The sequence below is a fragment of the Catellatospora paridis genome (assembly GCF_009720365.1).
GTDB lineage: Bacteria > Actinomycetota > Actinomycetes > Mycobacteriales > Micromonosporaceae > Catellatospora > Catellatospora paridis.
Genome location: NZ_ML769316.1, coordinates 359,563 through 375,770, shown reverse-complemented (window position 1 = coordinate 375,770; position 16,208 = coordinate 359,563). Strand labels below are relative to the sequence as shown.

Here is a 16,208-nt window from a genome sequence, read left to right as displayed (position 1 = left end):
CACGACAGCCTGACGGCACCTTGACCCGGCCGGTCTGACGGTCAAGGTGAGTGCCGCTGACTCCCGTCGCAGCTGCGCCTCCGCGCCGCGCCTCACCAGAAGCTGCAGGGCACGTATCAGTGCCGGGGTGGCCGCCGCCTGGGCTGCGAAACTCGCTGTCCGGTCGCCGGAGCACAGTGATAGAAAGCCGGGGTGCACAGAATTCTCACGTTCCGTGATCAGCTGCGGCTGATCAACGAACGGTCGGTCGCCTTCCGCGCTGCGGTCGCCGCGGCACCCAGCCTCGACGTTCAGATGCCGACCCATCCCGAGCGGACGCTGTTCGATCACGTGCAACACGTGGGCATGGGTCGCCGCAAGGCAGCCGCCATCGTCACCGCCGGGCCCGCGGACGCTCCGCCGGAGGAGTCCGCATGGGGAGGCGGCACGGGTGCACCTCGGGAGCGCGAGGCTCTCCTGGCCTGGTGGGTCGAGTCCGTCGAGCACCTGGCGAGCGTGCTGCGCGAGTCGGGCCCGGATCGCGGTTGCTGGACATGGTGGGGGGACTCGCCGTCACCGCAGACCTCCGGGGCCTGGGCGCGGCGCCAGCTCCACGAGATCGCGGTGCACACCTACGACGTCCAGCTCACCGGGGGTGCCCCGCAGCCGATACCGGTGGAGATCGCCCTCGACGGTTTCGACGACTGCCAGTTCACCCTCTGCGCGACGACGGTCGCCTGGCCACACGAACCCGCCGTCGTCGATTACCACGCCACCGAGGGCCACTCCTGGCGCCTTCGGCTGTCCCACGACGGCGCACAGGTCGCCCACCTCACGCCCGCTGCCGGCGAGGACCTGGACACGGCCGACGCCTCCGCCCGGGGCACGGCCAGCGACCTGGTCCTGTTCTTCTACGGCCGCTTACCGCTGGATTCGCTCAAGTTCGAAGGCGACCGTCGTATCTTCGATCAGCTCGTAGCCTGGGACCCTTCCGTGTGACAACCGACGACATGCGATCTCGTGCATCCGGGGCCGAGGCCGCAGCGAAGTCGCAGGTTTGCGGGTTTGCGGCTCGTCATTCCCAGCGTTATCGCGGACGAGGACGAACGGGTGCAGCTTCGCGCTGCCGTGCCGGCTCACGGTTCGTCGTCTGCGAGCTGACCGCCCCTGAGAGGGTCTTGAAGGAACGAGACTTTCAAGTGTCGACCCACGCAAGGTCTGTTGCGGAGGCAGCTCGCGAAGTCATCGAAAAGGTCGGGTGGCAGCTTCGGCTTGAAGCCGAGCGCCTACATACCTAACGCACAGTCACTGATCTGAGTTCCTGCGGCAGGCCGGGGTGGGGCCGAATCGGGCCGTCACACCATCGCACGCCTTCACCACAATGGGCCACCACAGACCGAGCGGGGCCACCGTAAGCCGTCCAGAATCAATCATCAGGCCGTGACAGCTCATAATCGGCGAGCTGCCGCCGGGCAGCGATCCCACTGCCGTACCCCCGAGAGTGGGAACCTTGCGCGAGCAGGCCCGGTGAGCGACATTGGCGGCGTGGCCGGAGGCGGGTGCCGGTGGCGTCTTGGTCCAGCGCGGTGCACCCGGGTGATGGAACAGGCGGACGTACGGGGAAGGCTCGTCGTCATGCGGATGTCGCGCAGCATCGCGGATCGGATGCGGTATCGCCTCCACGGTGTCCTCGGGGTGGTTCTGCTCCACACGGCCGGGCGGCATGAGCTGCGGGTACGGCGGCGCTGCGGGGTGTGGCGGTACGGGGAGTTGACGGGACACGCGCTGGTGATGCCGAGGGCGCGCCAGCGGATGTTCCAGTGGCGGCTGCGGCGCTGTGCCCGGCGGGCCACGGTGGCGGATCTGGCGGAGTTGCTCGACTACGGCTGGCGGGAGCGTCTGGTGGCGGGCTGGCTGATCGCGTGCGGGAGCCGCGGCGAGCTCCGTCCGCGCATCGCCCAGGACATGAGCGACCCAAGGCCACACGGATACCTGTACCCGTATTGCGTCGCCCTGGCTTGCCTGGGTACGGAGCGGGACGCCCGGATTTTGAGCGACTATCTGATCATGAGCCTCGCGTCGGCAGAGGAGGACGAGAGGCACTGTCAGCCCGAGGCGATGGGAGCGCTGCTGTATCTCGATGGCAGTCTCGGCACCCACTATGCCGAAGCGATCCTCGTCGCAGGCGGGCCGTGGGTGCGGTGGCCGGGTGCGTCCAGTGTGTCTTTGGAGGAGCAGAGGCGTGACGCGGCCAGCCTGGTGGCGTTCGCCCGTGGCGCCGACCCGGGTGTCCGCGCCCGCCTTGCCCGGAGTGGGTCCACATCGTTCGCCGGGGATCTGCCTGCCAGCCGATCAGCAGGCACGGCAGCGATCGATTGACTGTATATAGAGATAGTCTTTATATTGGACCGCATGTCGATCCGTGAACCCACGTTCTTCATTCTGACCGCGTTGGCCAAGGAGCCGCTGCACGGCTACGGCATCATCCGGACCGTCGACGAACTCTCCGAGGGTCGGATAAAGCTGCAGGCGGGCACGCTCTACGCCGCCCTGGACCGGCTGGCCGGTGAGGGGCGCGTATCCCTCGACCGCGAGGAGGCCGTCGACGGCCGCCTCCGCCGGTACTACCGGCTCACCGAGGGCGGCAGAGCACTGCTCACCGCCGAGGTGGAGTTGCTTCGCAAGAACGCGTCCCTGGCCGCGGCCCGGCTGCGCGTGATTCCGGCAGTGTAGGGGCTGACGATGACACAACTGGAAGTCGCGTACCGCAGGCTGTTGCTGTGCTATCCCCGGAGCTTCCGCCGTGAACGCGGCCTGGAGGTCGTCACGACGCTGATGGACGCTGCCGAACCGGGGCGGACAAAGCCGACGAGAACGGAGGCCGTCAACTTGATCCTGAGCGGGCTCAGGTGGCGATTCAGGCTCCCCGGCGGACCCGCGTACCGGATGGCCGCCGTCGTGGTCGCCCTGTTCATCGGCCTTGCCGCAGCGGCGGCCGCGAGTGAGGCGGTCTGGCGGACATCTACGACCATGCCGACAGACGCCGCGGTGGAAGCCATCGGTAGGTCCGTCACCGCGTTGACGCCCGTCCAGGGGCCGAACCCGTCGGCGTCCTACGCCGGGTGCGACCAAGCGGATACCAACGAGGCTTGCGAGTCCCTCGTCCCGGCGGGTGCCGATCCTGTGGTCACCCATACCTGGCTGGCGTACCGGGTGCCCGGCGCCGAGGTCAACGCATGGGTCGACCAGGCCAGAGACCGGTTCACGGCCGACGGCTGGCAGCTCGGGCGGACCGTCTACAGCCAGTCCGATCAGGCCATCGCCAAGTACCCCGAGCAGACGATCTTCTGGGCGGCCAAGGGCGACCTGGTGGTCCGTATCATGGGCGACCCGACCGAGAAGTACGGGAGCTCGGGAATCCCGAACGTCATCATCGGCGTGCACCAGCAGGCACCCCCCATGGTGACGGTCGCGGCCGGGGCGGGGCTGCTGTTCGGCATCGCAGTCGGCTGGGCGTTCGCCGGGTGGGCGCTACGCGCGTTCCAGCGGCACACCACCGCAGGTAGGGTCGCGATGCTGGTCGCGGGCGCGCCCGTGTTGTGCATAGGCGCGCTGGCGGGGGTGGCGGCGCTGGTCCTGGCGTACTACTACGCCACGGCGCTCGGCTGGTCGCACCAGGACTCCCGCTTTCCGTACCTGGTGCTCACGTACGACCGGGCGGTAGCCGTCGCGGGCGGCATCAGCCTGTTCCTTTCCGCGACACTCGCCGCGGTGGCGCCGCGGGTGCGCGCCGCCGCCGCCGAGTCGAGTGACGGGGTGGCGGTCTAGGCTGCCGGCCATTTCGGGGGGTCGCGGTAGGCGTGCATGTGGCCTACCGCGACCTGGTCGTCGCACAGCGGCGTGACCTGGCGTGCGGCGTGCGCGGCTCGGGTGCGAGTGCCGATTTCGCGCCGGTGGACCGCAGCACGTGATCGGGAAGGTCAGTGCCGCCCTGGGACTTGGAGCCGTGAGGGTTCGTGGCTGTACAGCCATGCGGTGGCCTTCTCGTAGAACAGCGGGAGGAACAGGCGCATCACGGCGGCCTGAAGCTGCCGCTTGAGCGGGCCTGCCTTCTTGGCGCGGCGGTTGTCCTCGGCCGTGTTCAGCAGCTTGACGATCCGCGGACGGCGCTCGGTGTCGTACGCCTTCAGCGCGGTGGCAACCGTCGGTTCCGCCTGCAACGCGGCGGCCAGGGCGAGCGAGTCTTCGAGCGCCATCGACGCGCCCTGGCCCGCTCCGACCGGGTGGGCGGCGTCTCCGATCAGCACGGTCCGGTCGCTGTGCCAGGTTGCCACCGGATCGAGTGCGTGGAAGATGACCGGGGAATGCAGGCGGGTGGTCGCCGCGATCACCGCCGACGGCACCTTCTCGTCCTGGTAGAGCTGCTTTGTGCGCTGCAGCCATGCCGCGTCCGGCACGCCGTGGCGGTCCGGCTCGATCGGCTCGGCGATCTGTGCCTGCCACCAGATCTCGCCGTCGCCGACGGCCAGGTGGATGAAGGCGCCGCTGCGGGCAAAGGTCATGTTGAACACCCCGGGCTCGACTCCGTCCAGGTGGGACACGCCGGATATCGCATAGAGCCCGGCGTACTCGGGCTCGGGCGCGGCCGGGTGGAGCTGACCGCGCACCGTCGACCAGATGCCGTCGGCCGCGACGAGCAGGTCGGCGTCGTCGCGTAGGCCGCTGACGAACTCGGCGGCCACGCCGTCGGCCGTCCGGGTCACTCTGACGGCACGCTCGCCGACGATGATCCGCGCCCCGGCGGCAACGGCCGCGTCTCGCAGGGTCGCCACCAGGCGCCCGCGCATGAGGGTGACGCTGTGCAGCGTGTCCGCGCGGCGCCTGCCGCGCGGCACGTCGCCGAGCAGGTGGCCACCGGCAGACCACATCCGCTGCCGCGGCAGGGCGACGCCCGCCGCCTGGACCTGTTCCAGGCAGCCGAGCACGTCCAGGCAGCGCAGGCCGTTGCTGGCCAGGCTGACGAACGAGCCGACGTCGCCGGCCGGATCGTCGTACTCCTCGTAGACGGTCGCGTCGACGCCGACGCGCCGCAGTGCCAGGGCGGCCGCCGCCCCGGCGACACCGCCGCCAATGATGATCGTTCGCACGGAGACCACTCCCTGAACATGAATTCACTGAACATAGATTCGGTGAAAGCATGTTCGATATGATGGTCGCTGTCAACCAGATTGCGGAGGGATATCCAGTGGCCCGAACCACAGCCGCCACCGCGAAGGCGGGCACCCGCAAGGCGCGGGCCGCCGAGACGCGTGCGGCGCTGCTGGCAGCCGCTCGCGACGTGTTCAGCGAGCGGGGTTACCTCAATACCAAGATCACCGATGTCACGGCCGCGGCGGGCCGCTCCACCGGCTCGTTCTACGAGCACTTCGCTGACAAGGAACAGCTGCTGCAGGCCATGATCGCCGAGATGGAAGCATCGGCCGACGCGCACCTGGCCCAGCACGAGCATCCCAACGATCACGACCTGACCGACCGGGCGCAGCTGCGCGAGCACATCGCCATCGCCTGGACGGTGATGCGCGAACACCGTCCGGTCACCGTCGCCCAGTTCCAATCGATGATCGCCGCCGATCCCGGTTCCGGCCGGGCCTGGCAGGGCCTGCTCGAACAGACCACCACGCTGCGCGAACACCTGGAATACCTGAGCGGGCAGGGGCATTCGCTGCCCGGCGAGCCGCAGCTGATCGCCGCGGCCATGGGTGCGATGCTCGGCATGCTCGGATACGCGGCACCGGCGACCGGGCAGCCCGAGGACGACGACCGGATCGTCGACGCCCTCACCGACCTGCTGCTCTCCGGGCTGACCGGACCGCACCGGGCATCGGAGCGCTAGCGAGGCCGCGGTTCAGCGGGCCGGCCCGCTGTCAGCCGGCCGCGCGCCACCGCGGTCTCACGGCACCTGGAACGGCTCGCCGCAGAGGACGGTCTGCGGGCTGTCGGGCGGGTAGAGCCCGTCGGCTGCGGGCGGGTTGTCGTCGGTCACCTCGGTGAACCCGATGCAGAAGACCACCTCCCGCCCGGCCAGCGAGATCGGTGTGTGCTGGGCGGACGCCGGATGGTCGGGCTCCACCTGGAGCGGCACCCGGAAACTTTCCAACCTGACGGCATCCGGTTCGAGCACGGAGCCGCGGATCCGCACGGTGGGTTCGCGTGCGCCGCCGCAGTCGCTGGTGTCCGGGGTCTGGCAGGGGTGGATGAGGCGTCGGGAGAACTCGATCACCCCGTCGTCGCGGACGCTGACCTCCACCGGCCCTCGCGACCAGCCGGGCTGTTGTGGATCGGTCCATCCGCCGTCGTAGAGCACCACCGGCGCCTCGGACCGGTTGGCCAATGTGTACTCGACCGTGACGTCGCCGCCTGCGACGGCGGTCCGCACCGTCAGATCCAGGTCCGGGTCGCCCGAGCAGGCGGCCAGCGCTGCCGCGACGAGCAGCAGGCCGGCGGCGCGGCGCAGTCCCGTCACCAGCCGTCGCCCGAATACGTGCGGTAGGTGTCGCGATCGCGCATGCCCATCTCCCGGCGCAGCCCGTTCTCGGTGTACTGGATCGGGTGGTCGGGGTCGAGCTGGTCCGGCGTCGAGGAGTCGTCATCGTGGTCGAAGGGCAGCCCCGCCGCCTGCCGCTCGCCCTTCTTGATGCCGTCGTCAGGCCCGCCGACGATCTCCTCCTCCTGGAAGGTGTCGTTCCAGTAGTCGTACACGTGCCCGAGTTCGTGGTAGAGCACCACCGACGGTCGGCCGCGCTCGGCATCGAAGGTGAAGGCGGGGTTGTACTGGATGACGGAGTCGGAGTTGGCGAGCTTGTGGCCCTTGCTGGCGTAGCCGTTCTCCTCGTCGAGCTCCTTGATGGTCAGCGTGTTCTCGCCGAACAGGAAGTTCGGGTCGCGCTTGTCCTGGAGGTTGTCCAGCATCTGCTGGCCGGTCGGTGAGGCGCGGTACATGTCGAGGTCGGCGAGCACCCGTTCCTTGAACTCGTCGGAGCCCTCGATCTTGATGAACTGCGCCTTGTCGCTGATCTCGACCTTGACGTCCGAGGTCACGCCGTCGACGGTGTCCTCGTCCTGCCGGTAGGCGGTGTCGCTGCCGCCGCCCGCGGTGATGCTGTCCTTGCCGTGTCCGCCGTAGTAGACGTCGTCGCCGGTGCCCCCGGCCAGCTTGTCGTCTCCGTGGCCACCGGACAGCACATCCTTGCCGGCGCCGCCGTACAGCGAGTCGTTGCCCTTCGCGCCTTCGAGGTAGTCGTCGTCCTCGCCGCCGGACAGCTGGTCGTCACCGCCCAGGCCGTACAGGGTGTCCTGGCCGGAACCGCCGGACAGCACGTCGTTGCCGTCCTGGCCGTCGAGGTAGTCGATGCCGGCGCCGCCGGAGATGTAGTCGTCGGCGCGGCCGCCGTAGAGGTCGTCCGTGCCGCGCCCTCCGAAGATCTGTTCGGCGCCGTCACCGCCGCGGATGGTGTCGTTTCCCGCTCCGCCGAGCAGTGTCACGCGGATGTTGGAGCCCTTCGGGACCTCGATGGTGTCGTTGCCCTCGCCGCCGCGGATGGTGACCGGGGTGCCCGGCGGGTAGTGGTAGTCCGAGCCGTTGACGGTGACGATGACGTCGCCGGTCTTCGGGTCGATCGTGACCTTGACGTCGTCGTCTCCGGTGCCGGTGTTCACGACCGCCCGGCCGTCCACCATGATCACCGAAACGCCGTCGGTGGCCTCCGCGGGCAGCGTGAACGGGTCGGCGGTGCCGGTGGCGACCGCGCCCCACTCGGCGGCGATGGCGTCCCAGCCCGACCTGTCGAAACCGCTGAGGTTCTGGGCGAGCGCCTGCTCCAGCTCCTTGCGCAGGGTTCGCGCCTCGGCGATGGCGCCGCTGATCAGCTTCTGCTCTTCCTCGCTGCGGGGATGGAACGTGCCGCCGACGTCGCGGAACTTCACCTTGTCGTACTCGGCGTCGAGCAGTCCCTGGTAGCGCTGCAGCAGATCGGCTATGCCCTCGAGCTGACCGGCCAACTTGCCCGCGTTGTCCTGCAGCGCGTCGACGCTGGAGATCAGCTTGGTCCGGTGGTTCACGTAGCTGTCGCGGGCCGGGCCCGCCCACTGGGAGCCCACCAGCTTCTTGGCGTCCGCGTCGAGGTCGTCGCCCAGCGACGTGGCCGACTTGCCGAACCGTCGCCACGCCGACGCGGCGCTGGTGATCCGCCCCGGGTTCGCGTGCAGCTGCCAGGTCGATTCGGCCGCCGTGATCGGCGGGAAGTGCTCCTGGTCTTCCGGTGGAATTCCCATCGGCGACCTCCCGTGGTCAGATCGGAATATTGCGGTGCTTCTGGCGCAGCTTGCGCTCGGCTTCCTCGTCTGCCTGCTGGTAGGCGAACGCCACCCGGAGCAGGCTCTCGTTGTCGACCTCGAGCACCGTGGTCAGCCGCTCCGTCGCCGTGCCCGCGCTGCCCTCCACGCCGTGGTAGGCGTCGCTCTGCCTGCTCGCGTTCGCCACGTTGCCGAAGTCGGACGTGGACAGCACCGCATCGGCCCTGACGGTGCGCAGCGCCGTCGCGAGATCCTGCGAGCCGTCCAGACAGGACTGCGCTACCCGCGCCAGCTCGACCGGATCAGCCCGTACCTCCCCGCTCATGCAGGCACCCTACAACGCCGGCGCACCGTGCTCCACTCGGCGTGTGCCGTCATTCCGGCCGGTATGCCAAGGAATTCCAGTGGAGAAAAGGCGTGACAACCGGCATACCGTCCCTAGAGAATCCCGAGGTGACGTTCTCCGCCATCCTTGACCGTGCCCGCCCGCCGTCGCGGCTGGCCGGGCGTCTGTCCGCGCAGTCGCTGCTGTTCGCGCTCGGGCAGGGCACGTTCTTGACCGGATCGGCGGTGTTCTTCACTCAGATCGTCGGGTTGTCGGCTGCCCAGGTCGGTCTCGGCCTGACACTCGCCGGCATCGCCGCCTTCATTGCCGCCGTGCCGATGGGCAAGCTCGTCGACCGCTTCGGGCCGAAGAAGATGTGGGCGGTCAGCTGCGCCGGGCAGGCGGCGATGTTCACGGTCTGGCCGTTCATCACTGATTTCACGGGCTACGTCACCATGGCCGTCGGCATGGAGGTCATCGCTGCGCTCGGCGCCGCCGCATACGGGGCATACACGATCGATGTGCTGCCACCGGACGAGCGGGTCCAGTCACGCGCCTACATGTACTCCGCGCTCAACCTCGGCTTCACTCTCGGCTCCGTGATGGGTGGCATCGCGCTCGCGTTCCACTCCAACGACGTGCTGCACGCACTGCCCTGGTTCACCGCCGCGAGCTTCCTGGTCAACGCGGTCGCCGTCACGCGGCTGCCGCGGGCTTCGCACGACGAGCGCACCCCGGAGGAACGCAAGGTCCGCATTCCCGGGCCGGGTCCGCTGCGTAACCCCGGTTGGCTGCTCACCACCTTCTTCAGCGGGGTGTTCTGGACCAACCAGGTGCTGCTGAACGTCGTCATCCCGCTCTGGCTGGTCGAGCAGACCGACGCCCCGCGAGTGGTGCTGGCCTTCCTGTTCGCCACCAACACGGTGATGTGCATCTTCCTGCCGATGGTCACCTCCCGCAGCGTCAAGGACGTGCCGACAGCGCTCAAGGCGATTCGGCTGTCCTCCACCTTCTTCGTGCTCTCCTGCCTGATCACGCTCGCGACGCACGACACCGTGGGCTGGTTGACGATCTTCCTGGTCTGGCTGGGCCACGTCGCGGTGACGGGGGCTGAGCTCTACCTGTCGGCGGCGAGCTGGTCGTTCGAAGCCGAGCTGATGGACCCGCGCCAGCGTGGCGCCTACCAGGGCGCGGCCGAGCTGAGCGGCACGCTGGGCAAGGTCTGGGCGCCGGCGGTGTACACCTTCCTCGCGTTGAGCTGGGGCGCTGCCGGCTGGCTGGTGATCGCCGGCATCATCGTGGCCGCCACCATCGCCATCCATCCGTCGGTCCGGCTGGCGCGGCGATTCCTCGAGCGGCACGTCCCCGCGGATGTGCTGGCCGACGCCCGCGCCTCCAGCAGCGATGCCGAAGAAGAGGTCGGTGCACCGTCGCCGCGCCAGCCCGACGTGTCGCAGCCGGAGTCGGCCGGCAGCCGTTAGGCACACCACCCGTCAACGCGTCAACGGTGCCGCTGACCAGGGCAAAGGCTATTATTGGCGAAATGTGCGCCCCCGAAGACCTCTCGTCCACCCGTCACACGGCCCGCCTGGGCGGTGCTCTTCGGCGGCGCGGTGGTCGGGTGGCGGGCCTGATGGCCGTGGCTGTGCTCATGGGCTGCGCCCTGTCCGGTTGTTCGGGCGCCCCGACCGGGCCGAAAGCAGACATGTCGACACAAACTGTGTCGGCATTGCCGGCAGTGCGCACCGAGTCCCCGAGCCCCGCGCCCACCCGCATCGGGAACGCCACCCCCGCACCGTCCTGGCTGGGAACGCGAGTGCTCCCGGTAGGCCCGCAGGGATTCACCGCAGCCCAGCCGACGCCGCCCGAACTGCGTAACCGGTCGATCATCACCGTCGACGAGCTGCCGCCACCGGCCGACGGTCGCTTCCACGCGACCGTCCAGGCGGTCCCGGCCGGCGTGCTGGCGCGATCCAGCTGGACCAAGAACTGTCCGATCGCCGCGGCGGACCTGCGCTACCTCACGGTTACCTTCCGCGGCTTCGACGGCCGAGCCCACACCGGCGAGCTGCTGGCCAACGCCCGGGTGGCCGACGACCTGGTCACGGTGTTCGGGCGACTCTTCGCCGCAGACTTCCCGATCGAGCGGATGCGGATCTCCAGCGCCGTGGAACTGAACGCGCCGTCGACCGGCGACGCCAACACCACCGAGGTGTTCGCCTGCCGACCGGTACGCGGCCGAAAAGGGTGGTCCCAGCACGCCTACGGGCTCGCCGTGGATCTCAATCCGTTCCAGAACCCGTACCAGAAAGGCAAGGTCGTCCTGCCGGAGCTCGCCACCGCCTACCTTGACCGAGCCGATGCGCGTCCCGGCATGGCGCAGCCCCGCGAGCAGGCTGTCCAGGCCTTCGCGGCGATCGGGTGGGAGTGGGGCGGGGACTACCGGTCCCTGAAGGACTACATGCACTTCTCCGCCACCGGCGGCTGAACTCCGGGGCCGGTTTCGCGTCGGCGGCTACTGTGACCGCGCAGCTTCATCCTCACCATCGGCGCGGGAGTGTCCATGAAGGCCGTTGTCTACACCCGATACGGAACCCCTGAGGAACTGCGGTTGACCGAGGTGCCGACGCCGGTGCCGCGGGGCAGCGAGGTGCTGGTCAAGGTGCGCTCGGTGTCGCTGAACCTGTCCGATTGGGAGGGGCTGCGCGGCAAGCCGCTGTATTCGCGCTTCGGCGGGCTGCGCAAACCGCGACGCCACGTGCTCGGGTCGGACATCGCCGGGCAGGTGGTGGCGACGGGCCCCGACGCGACACTGTTCCAGCCGGGTGACGACGTCTTCGCCGACATCCTCACCTACCTCGGCGGGTTCGCGGAGTACGTCTGCGTGCCGCAGAAAGTGCTGGCCCGGATGCCCGAGGCGATGACCTACGAGCAGGCGGCCGCGCTGCCACAGGCCGGGGCCATCGCGCTGCAGGGCATCGTGGAGAAGGGGCAGGTCCGGGCCGGACAGCGTGTGCTGATCAACGGTGCCGGCGGTGGCTCGGGCATGTACGCGATCCAGCTCGCCAAGCTGCACGGTGCTGAGGTGACCGGCGTCGACAACAGCGAGAAGCAGGAGTCGATGCGAGCGCTGGGCGCCGATCACACCATCGACTACACCGCGGAGGACTTCACCCGCAACGGTCGCACCTACGACCTGATCCTCGACATGGCCGCCTACCGTTCGGCGCGCGCGTACCACCGCTCGTTGGCGCCCGGGGGCCGCTACTTCTGTGTCGGCGGTTCGGCGGGCACGCTGCTGCGGGTGCTGGTGGGCGGGGCGGTGACCGGCCGCCTGGCGGACAAGAAGGTCCGGGTGCTGGCGGTGCGGCTGGGCGTCGCGCACCTGGCGCCGATCGTGGAGCTGTGCCGCCAGGGGAAGATCGTCACGGTCATCGACCGTCGGTACCGGTTGGAGGAGGTACCGCAGGCGCTGCGCTACCTCGGTGAGGGCCACGCCAAGGGCAAGGTCGTCATCAACATCGACTGACATCGCAAATCCGGACCGGCGATGGCGCCGAGCCGGGCCGGGACGCGTGACGGCGTCCCGGCCCGGCGGTGTGCCGAGCGGTGTTCTGCTCAGCTGACCGCCTTCTTCACCAGCTCGCCGATCAACGCCTCGTCGGCGGGGGACAGCTCGGTTACCGCGAACGCGGTCGGCCACATCGTGCCGTCGTCGAGGTCGGCCACGTCGTTGAAGCCGAACGTCGCGTAGCGCGTGTTGAACTTCTGCGCGGCCTGGTAGAAGCAGAGCACCTTGCCGTCGCGGGCGTAGGCGGGCATGCCGTACCAGAGCTTGGGCGCCAGCTGCGGCGCGTTGGCCCGGACGATGGCGTGGATGCGCTCGGCGCGAGTGCGGTCCGGCTCCTGCATCTCGGCGATCTTCGCCAGCACGGTGGGCTCCTCGTCGGCCTTGGCGCCGCGCCGCGCCGACTTCAGTTCCTTGGCGCGCTCCTTCATGGCGGCGCGCTCGTCGTCGGTGAAACCGTCGTACTTCTCGTCGGACTTGGTGGTCTTGGCGGCGGTCTTCGTGGTGGCCATCTCAGGTCTCCTGCCTGTCTCAGCTGCGGGTGAAAGTCCCTGGCGGGGTGCTTTCGTGCTTCCCAGTCTTCGCCAGAACATCCCGCAGGGCATCCGTGCTCACCACGGAACCGGCCACGGAGCGGCGGCATCTACCGCCCCGGGCGCGGGTTCAGCGGGAGGCGAGGTCCGCGGTGAGGGCGGCCTTGGCCTGGATGCTGGCGTCGTCGACGAGCACCTCGTGCCGGCCGGCCTCGACGCCGTCGAGTGCCGCGCGCACGACGTCGGCGGGGTCGTTCTTGGCGACGTCCAGGCCGGCCATCATGTCCGTGTCGGTGGAGCCCATGTGCAGGCCCGTCACCGTCGTGCCCTGGCCTGCGAGTTCCATCCGGATGCCGTTGGTGAGGCTCCACTGTGCCGCTTTCGCGGCGCCGTAGGCGTTGGCGCCGTCGTAGGCCAGCCACGACATCGCCGACAGGACGTTGAGGATCGCCCCGCCGCGGTTGGCGGCCAGCACGGGAGCGAACGCCCGGACCATCGCGAGCGTGCCGTAGAAGTGCGTGTCCATCTCCAGCCGGATCTTGTCGAGCTCTCCGGTGACCAGGTTCTGGCCGGTGAGGACGCCGGCGTTGTTGATCAGAAGCGTGACGTCCGAGGCGGCTGCGGCCGCGGCGGCGACGGACGCCGGATCGGTGATGTCCAGCCGCAGCACCTGTACGCCCGGCAGGTCGACGAGCGCGGCGTTGCGAGCCGTCGCGTAGACCTTGGTCGCTCCCCGCTCCAGCAGCTGCTGGGCGAAGTGTCGGCCGATGCCGCGGTTGGCCCCGGTGACGAGGGCGACAGAACCATTGATATCCATAGTGATCTCCTGGTCGATCGACATTTACAAGGTGTTATTGGGCTAAGCTAGAACCTGACGTTGACGTCAGAGGCAAGCCGAGTGACCCGGTTCACGAAGGGGGCGCGATGCGCATCGGTGAGCTGGCAGTCAAAGCGGGCGTGAGCGTGCGGGCGCTGCGGTACTACGAAGAGCAGCACCTTCTTGCCCCGGAGCGCAGTCCCAGCGGGCAGCGCCGGTACCCGGACGCGGCGCTCGACCGTGTCCAATGGATCCAGCAGCTGTATGCCGCAGGACTGCCCAGCAAGAAGATCGTGGAGCTGCTGCCGTGCCTGGACACGGGCGTCAGCACGTCGGCCACGCTCGCCCTGCTGACAGCCGAACGGGAGCGCATCCATACCCAGATCACCGGCCTGGTGAAGATGCGCGACAAGCTCGACACCCTCATCGCCGTGGCACAACAGACAGCGCCCCGCTCGACGTGAGTCGCAGCTGGACACCGCGCCCGGTCATGCTCAGCCGCGGTGGGTCTCCAGCAGTCGCAGCCAGACTTCGCCGAGGGTGGGAAAGGCGGGGACGGCGTGCCAGAGCCGGTCGAGGGGCACCTCGCCGGCGACCGCGATGGTGGCCGAGTGCACCAGCTCTCCGACGCCGGGACCGGCGAAGGTGACGCCGACTACGATGTTGCGCTCGGTGTCGACGAGCATGCGGGCCCGGCCGCGGTAGTCCGCGCCGTACTGGTGGGCGCCGGCGACTTGGGCGAGGTCGTAGTCGACGACTTCGATGCGGCGTCCGCTCCGCTCGGCCTCCCGGCTGGTCAGGCCGACGGAGGCGACCTCGGGAGTGGTGAACACGACCTGGGGGACAGCCGCGTGGTCGGCGGTGGCGGCATGCGTGCCCCACGGGGCGTCGTCGACGGGCTCGCCCTTGGCGCGGGCGCCGATGACGGCCCCGGCGATCCGGGCTTGGTACTTGCCCTGATGCGTCATCAGCGCGCGGCCGTTGACGTCGCCGACGGCGTAGAGCCAGCCGCCGTCGACGCCGGTGACCCGGAAGGTGTCGTCGACGGTCAGCCAGTCGCCGGGGGTGAGACCGAGGGTTTCCAGGCCGACGTCGCGGGTCTGCGGGGCGCGGCCGGTGGCCAGCAGAACCTCGTCCGCGGCCAGCCGCCCGCCGTCGGCGAGCGTGATCCGCACCTCGCCGTCTTCGCGGGCCAGGGCGGTGACGGTGGTGTCGAAGCGGATGTCGACGCCCGCTTCGCGCAGTCCGTCGGTGACCAGTGCGCCGGCGAACGGTTCCATCCGTTCGAGGAGTCCGTGCTCGCGGACGAGCATGGTGACCTGGGAGCCGAGGGCCTGCCAGGCGGTGGCCATCTCCACGGCGACCACCCCGCCGCCGACAACGGCGAGGCGGCCGGGCACCTTGTCGGCGCTCGTGGCCTCCCGGCTGGTCCACGGGCGGACGGTGTCGAGTCCGGGGATTGGCGGCAGGGCGGCGCGGCTACCGGTGGAGACCGCGACGGCGTGCCGGGCCGTCAGGGCGATGTCGTCGCCCTCGGGGGTCTGCACGACGACCTGCTTGGGGCCGGTGAGGCGGCCGTGGCCACGGACGAGGTCGACGGAGACCGAGTTCAGCCAGTCGACCTGGTCTTCGTCCTTCCAGTACGAGGACATCCGGTCGCGGTGGGCGAGGACCGCCTCGACGTCCAGCGGGCCGGCCACCGCCGGGTCGAGTCCGGGGATGCGGCTCGCGTCGGCACGTGCCACGACCGGTCGCAGCAGCGCCTTGCTCGGGTCGCAGGCCCAGAACGAGCACTCGCCGCCGAGGAGTTCGCGCTCCACGATCACGGCGCTGAGCCCTGCGGAGCGGGCGCGTTCGGCCACGTTCTCGCCGACCGGCCCCCCGCCGATGACGATCACGTCGTAGGTGCGGGTCGTCTCAGTCATCACTGCTGCTTTCCTCAATGTTTCGTTCCTCATTGCTTGCTCGGCTGCGGCTTGTCGGGTTGTCAGCGGCCGGGCAGCCGCTGCGAGACCTCCTGGAGCACCCAGCCGTTGCCGTCCGGGTCGCGGAAGGTCAGGTAGGAGCCGTAGGAGGCACGCTCGGGATGTAGGCCGGCCCGCCGCTGCTGGCCGGGGGCGCGGTGGGTGACGTCCCCGCCCGCGTGGCCGTGGAACAGGCCGTCGGCGTCGTGGAAGATCTCGCTGACGTCGATGCCACGGCCGGTGAGCTCCGCGCGGGCCGCCTCGATGTCGGAGACGATGAGGTACAGGCCCTGGAACGAGCCGGGAGCGATGGGGGTCACCCCCTCGCCGAACATGATCGAGCACGCGGAGCCGGGCGGCGTGAAGTGCACGACCCGGACGTCCTCGCTGGCCTTGTAGTCGACGTCCAGGCGGAATCCGACCCTCTCGTAGAAGGCCTTGGCCCGGTCGATGTCGGAGACGGGCAACACGATCACTTCTAGCTTCAAATCCATGGGATGTCCTTGCTTCTTGACGTCGGTGGGATTGCGCCTCATGCGTCACCGGCTCAACAGGTGGCGGCCGTCAGCCGGGGCGTCTCGTTGCCCCCGGCTGCTGGGCGGACAGCGGCACCGCCGAAGGGGTTGCGCGCTGTTCGAAAGCCACGCTAGAACCTGACGTCGGCGTCAGG

At 69.5% G+C, this 16,208-nt stretch carries 17 protein-coding genes; 9 read left to right on the top strand and 8 right to left on the bottom strand.

Annotation, left to right across the window (positions count from 1 at the left end; all coding sequences use genetic code 11):
• The first annotated feature begins 192 nt into the window (after positions 1-192).
• The 4 genes from F9C41_RS17280 to F9C41_RS17265 all read left to right on the top strand — a co-directional run bounded on the left by F9C41_RS17280 (position 193) and on the right by F9C41_RS17265 (position 3,807).
• Positions 193-978 carry a maleylpyruvate isomerase N-terminal domain-containing protein gene (locus F9C41_RS17280; protein ID WP_155387825.1) on the top strand — a complete coding sequence of 262 codons (786 nt, stop codon included), beginning with the start codon at positions 193-195 and terminating at the stop codon, positions 976-978.
• Positions 979-1,578: 600 nt separating this feature from the next.
• Complete coding sequence (locus F9C41_RS17275) at positions 1,579-2,358, top strand: DUF6000 family protein (protein ID WP_230689711.1); 780 nt, start codon at positions 1,579-1,581, stop codon at positions 2,356-2,358.
• A 33-nt stretch (positions 2,359-2,391) separates the two neighbouring features.
• Positions 2,392-2,712, top strand: a complete 321-nt coding sequence (locus F9C41_RS17270; protein WP_155387823.1) for a PadR family transcriptional regulator — start codon at positions 2,392-2,394, stop codon at positions 2,710-2,712.
• A gap of 450 nt (positions 2,713-3,162) precedes the next feature.
• Entirely contained in the window at positions 3,163-3,807 is a 645-nt protein-coding gene (locus tag F9C41_RS17265) for a hypothetical protein (RefSeq protein ID WP_155387822.1), read from the top strand.
• A 152-nt stretch (positions 3,808-3,959) separates the two neighbouring features.
• On the opposite strand, the gene F9C41_RS17260 is transcribed toward F9C41_RS17265, so the two are convergent.
• The gene (locus F9C41_RS17260; protein WP_155387821.1) at positions 3,960-5,126 is read right to left on the bottom strand and encodes an FAD-dependent monooxygenase; all 1,167 of its coding nucleotides are present in this window, start codon (positions 5,124-5,126) and stop codon (positions 3,960-3,962) included.
• A 98-nt stretch (positions 5,127-5,224) separates the two neighbouring features.
• Between F9C41_RS17260 and F9C41_RS17255 the strand changes: the two genes are divergently transcribed.
• Positions 5,225-5,872, top strand: a complete 648-nt coding sequence (locus F9C41_RS17255; RefSeq protein ID WP_230689684.1) for a TetR/AcrR family transcriptional regulator — start codon at positions 5,225-5,227, stop codon at positions 5,870-5,872.
• A 57-nt stretch (positions 5,873-5,929) separates the two neighbouring features.
• Here the strand turns inward: F9C41_RS17255 and F9C41_RS17250 are convergent, their stop codons facing one another.
• From F9C41_RS17250 to F9C41_RS17240, 3 genes are read right to left on the bottom strand one after another with little or no spacing between them, the layout of a single operon-like run.
• Entirely contained in the window at positions 5,930-6,502 is a 573-nt protein-coding gene (locus F9C41_RS17250) for a hypothetical protein (protein WP_155387820.1), read from the bottom strand.
• A complete protein-coding gene (locus F9C41_RS17245) occupies positions 6,499-8,310 on the bottom strand; it encodes a M91 family zinc metallopeptidase (RefSeq protein WP_155387819.1) in 1,812 nt (603 codons plus the stop codon). The genes F9C41_RS17250 and F9C41_RS17245 overlap by 4 nt, the downstream gene beginning before the upstream one ends.
• A 16-nt stretch (positions 8,311-8,326) precedes the next feature.
• On the bottom strand, positions 8,327-8,656 hold the full coding sequence (locus tag F9C41_RS17240) for a hypothetical protein (RefSeq protein ID WP_155387818.1): 330 nt from the start codon (positions 8,654-8,656) through the stop codon (positions 8,327-8,329).
• Positions 8,657-8,784: 128 nt separating this feature from the next.
• On the opposite strand from F9C41_RS17240, the gene F9C41_RS17235 reads away from it, so the two are divergent.
• The 3 genes from F9C41_RS17235 to F9C41_RS17225 all read left to right on the top strand — a co-directional run bounded on the left by F9C41_RS17235 (position 8,785) and on the right by F9C41_RS17225 (position 12,185).
• Entirely contained in the window at positions 8,785-10,137 is a 1,353-nt protein-coding gene (locus tag F9C41_RS17235) for an MFS transporter (RefSeq protein WP_155387817.1), read from the top strand.
• 140 nt (positions 10,138-10,277) lie between these two features.
• Positions 10,278-11,144 carry a M15 family metallopeptidase gene (locus F9C41_RS17230; RefSeq protein WP_230689683.1) on the top strand — a complete coding sequence of 289 codons (867 nt, stop codon included), beginning with the start codon at positions 10,278-10,280 and terminating at the stop codon, positions 11,142-11,144.
• A gap of 75 nt (positions 11,145-11,219) precedes the next feature.
• Positions 11,220-12,185: an NAD(P)-dependent alcohol dehydrogenase gene (locus tag F9C41_RS17225; protein WP_155387816.1), complete on the top strand. Its 966-nt coding sequence runs from the start codon at positions 11,220-11,222 to the stop codon at positions 12,183-12,185.
• 89 nt (positions 12,186-12,274) lie between these two features.
• Here the strand turns inward: F9C41_RS17225 and F9C41_RS17220 are convergent, their stop codons facing one another.
• Positions 12,275-12,736, bottom strand: coding sequence for an iron chaperone (locus tag F9C41_RS17220; RefSeq protein WP_155387815.1), 462 nt, complete (start codon positions 12,734-12,736; stop codon positions 12,275-12,277).
• Positions 12,737-12,887: 151 nt separating this feature from the next.
• Positions 12,888-13,574 (bottom strand): SDR family oxidoreductase, encoded by a 687-nt coding sequence (locus F9C41_RS17215; RefSeq protein WP_155387991.1) that lies wholly within the window; start codon positions 13,572-13,574, stop codon positions 12,888-12,890.
• Between the two features lie 107 nt (positions 13,575-13,681).
• On the opposite strand from F9C41_RS17215, the gene F9C41_RS17210 reads away from it, so the two are divergent.
• The gene (locus tag F9C41_RS17210) at positions 13,682-14,038 is read left to right on the top strand and encodes a MerR family transcriptional regulator (RefSeq protein WP_155387814.1); all 357 of its coding nucleotides are present in this window, start codon (positions 13,682-13,684) and stop codon (positions 14,036-14,038) included.
• Between the two features lie 30 nt (positions 14,039-14,068).
• Here the strand turns inward: F9C41_RS17210 and F9C41_RS17205 are convergent, their stop codons facing one another.
• Together F9C41_RS17205 and F9C41_RS17200 are read right to left on the bottom strand one after the other, a co-directional pair.
• Positions 14,069-15,499 carry a dihydrolipoyl dehydrogenase family protein gene (locus F9C41_RS17205; RefSeq protein WP_155387813.1) on the bottom strand — a complete coding sequence of 477 codons (1,431 nt, stop codon included), beginning with the start codon at positions 15,497-15,499 and terminating at the stop codon, positions 14,069-14,071.
• A 62-nt stretch (positions 15,500-15,561) separates the two neighbouring features.
• Positions 15,562-16,032, bottom strand: coding sequence for a VOC family protein (locus tag F9C41_RS17200; RefSeq protein ID WP_155387812.1), 471 nt, complete (start codon positions 16,030-16,032; stop codon positions 15,562-15,564).
• Between the last annotated feature and the right edge of the window lie 176 nt (positions 16,033-16,208).

Excerpts from the sequence above, each read along its gene's own strand:
- F9C41_RS17275 (WP_230689711.1), top strand. The coding sequence starts at position 1,579 with ATGGAACAGGCGGACGTACGGGGAAGGCTCGTCGTCATGCGGATGTCG.
- F9C41_RS17210 (WP_155387814.1), top strand. The coding sequence starts at position 13,682 with ATGCGCATCGGTGAGCTGGCAGTCAAAGCGGGCGTGAGCGTGCGGGCG.
- F9C41_RS17225 (WP_155387816.1), top strand. The coding sequence starts at position 11,220 with ATGAAGGCCGTTGTCTACACCCGATACGGAACCCCTGAGGAACTGCGG.
- F9C41_RS17215 (WP_155387991.1), bottom strand. The coding sequence starts at position 13,574 with ATGGATATCAATGGTTCTGTCGCCCTCGTCACCGGGGCCAACCGCGGC.
- F9C41_RS17240 (WP_155387818.1), bottom strand. The coding sequence starts at position 8,656 with ATGAGCGGGGAGGTACGGGCTGATCCGGTCGAGCTGGCGCGGGTAGCG.
- F9C41_RS17270 (WP_155387823.1), top strand. The coding sequence starts at position 2,392 with ATGTCGATCCGTGAACCCACGTTCTTCATTCTGACCGCGTTGGCCAAG.
- F9C41_RS17205 (WP_155387813.1), bottom strand. The coding sequence starts at position 15,499 with ATGACTGAGACGACCCGCACCTACGACGTGATCGTCATCGGCGGGGGG.
- F9C41_RS17220 (WP_155387815.1), bottom strand. The coding sequence starts at position 12,736 with ATGGCCACCACGAAGACCGCCGCCAAGACCACCAAGTCCGACGAGAAG.
- F9C41_RS17245 (WP_155387819.1), bottom strand. The coding sequence starts at position 8,310 with ATGGGAATTCCACCGGAAGACCAGGAGCACTTCCCGCCGATCACGGCG.
- F9C41_RS17200 (WP_155387812.1), bottom strand. The coding sequence starts at position 16,032 with ATGGATTTGAAGCTAGAAGTGATCGTGTTGCCCGTCTCCGACATCGAC.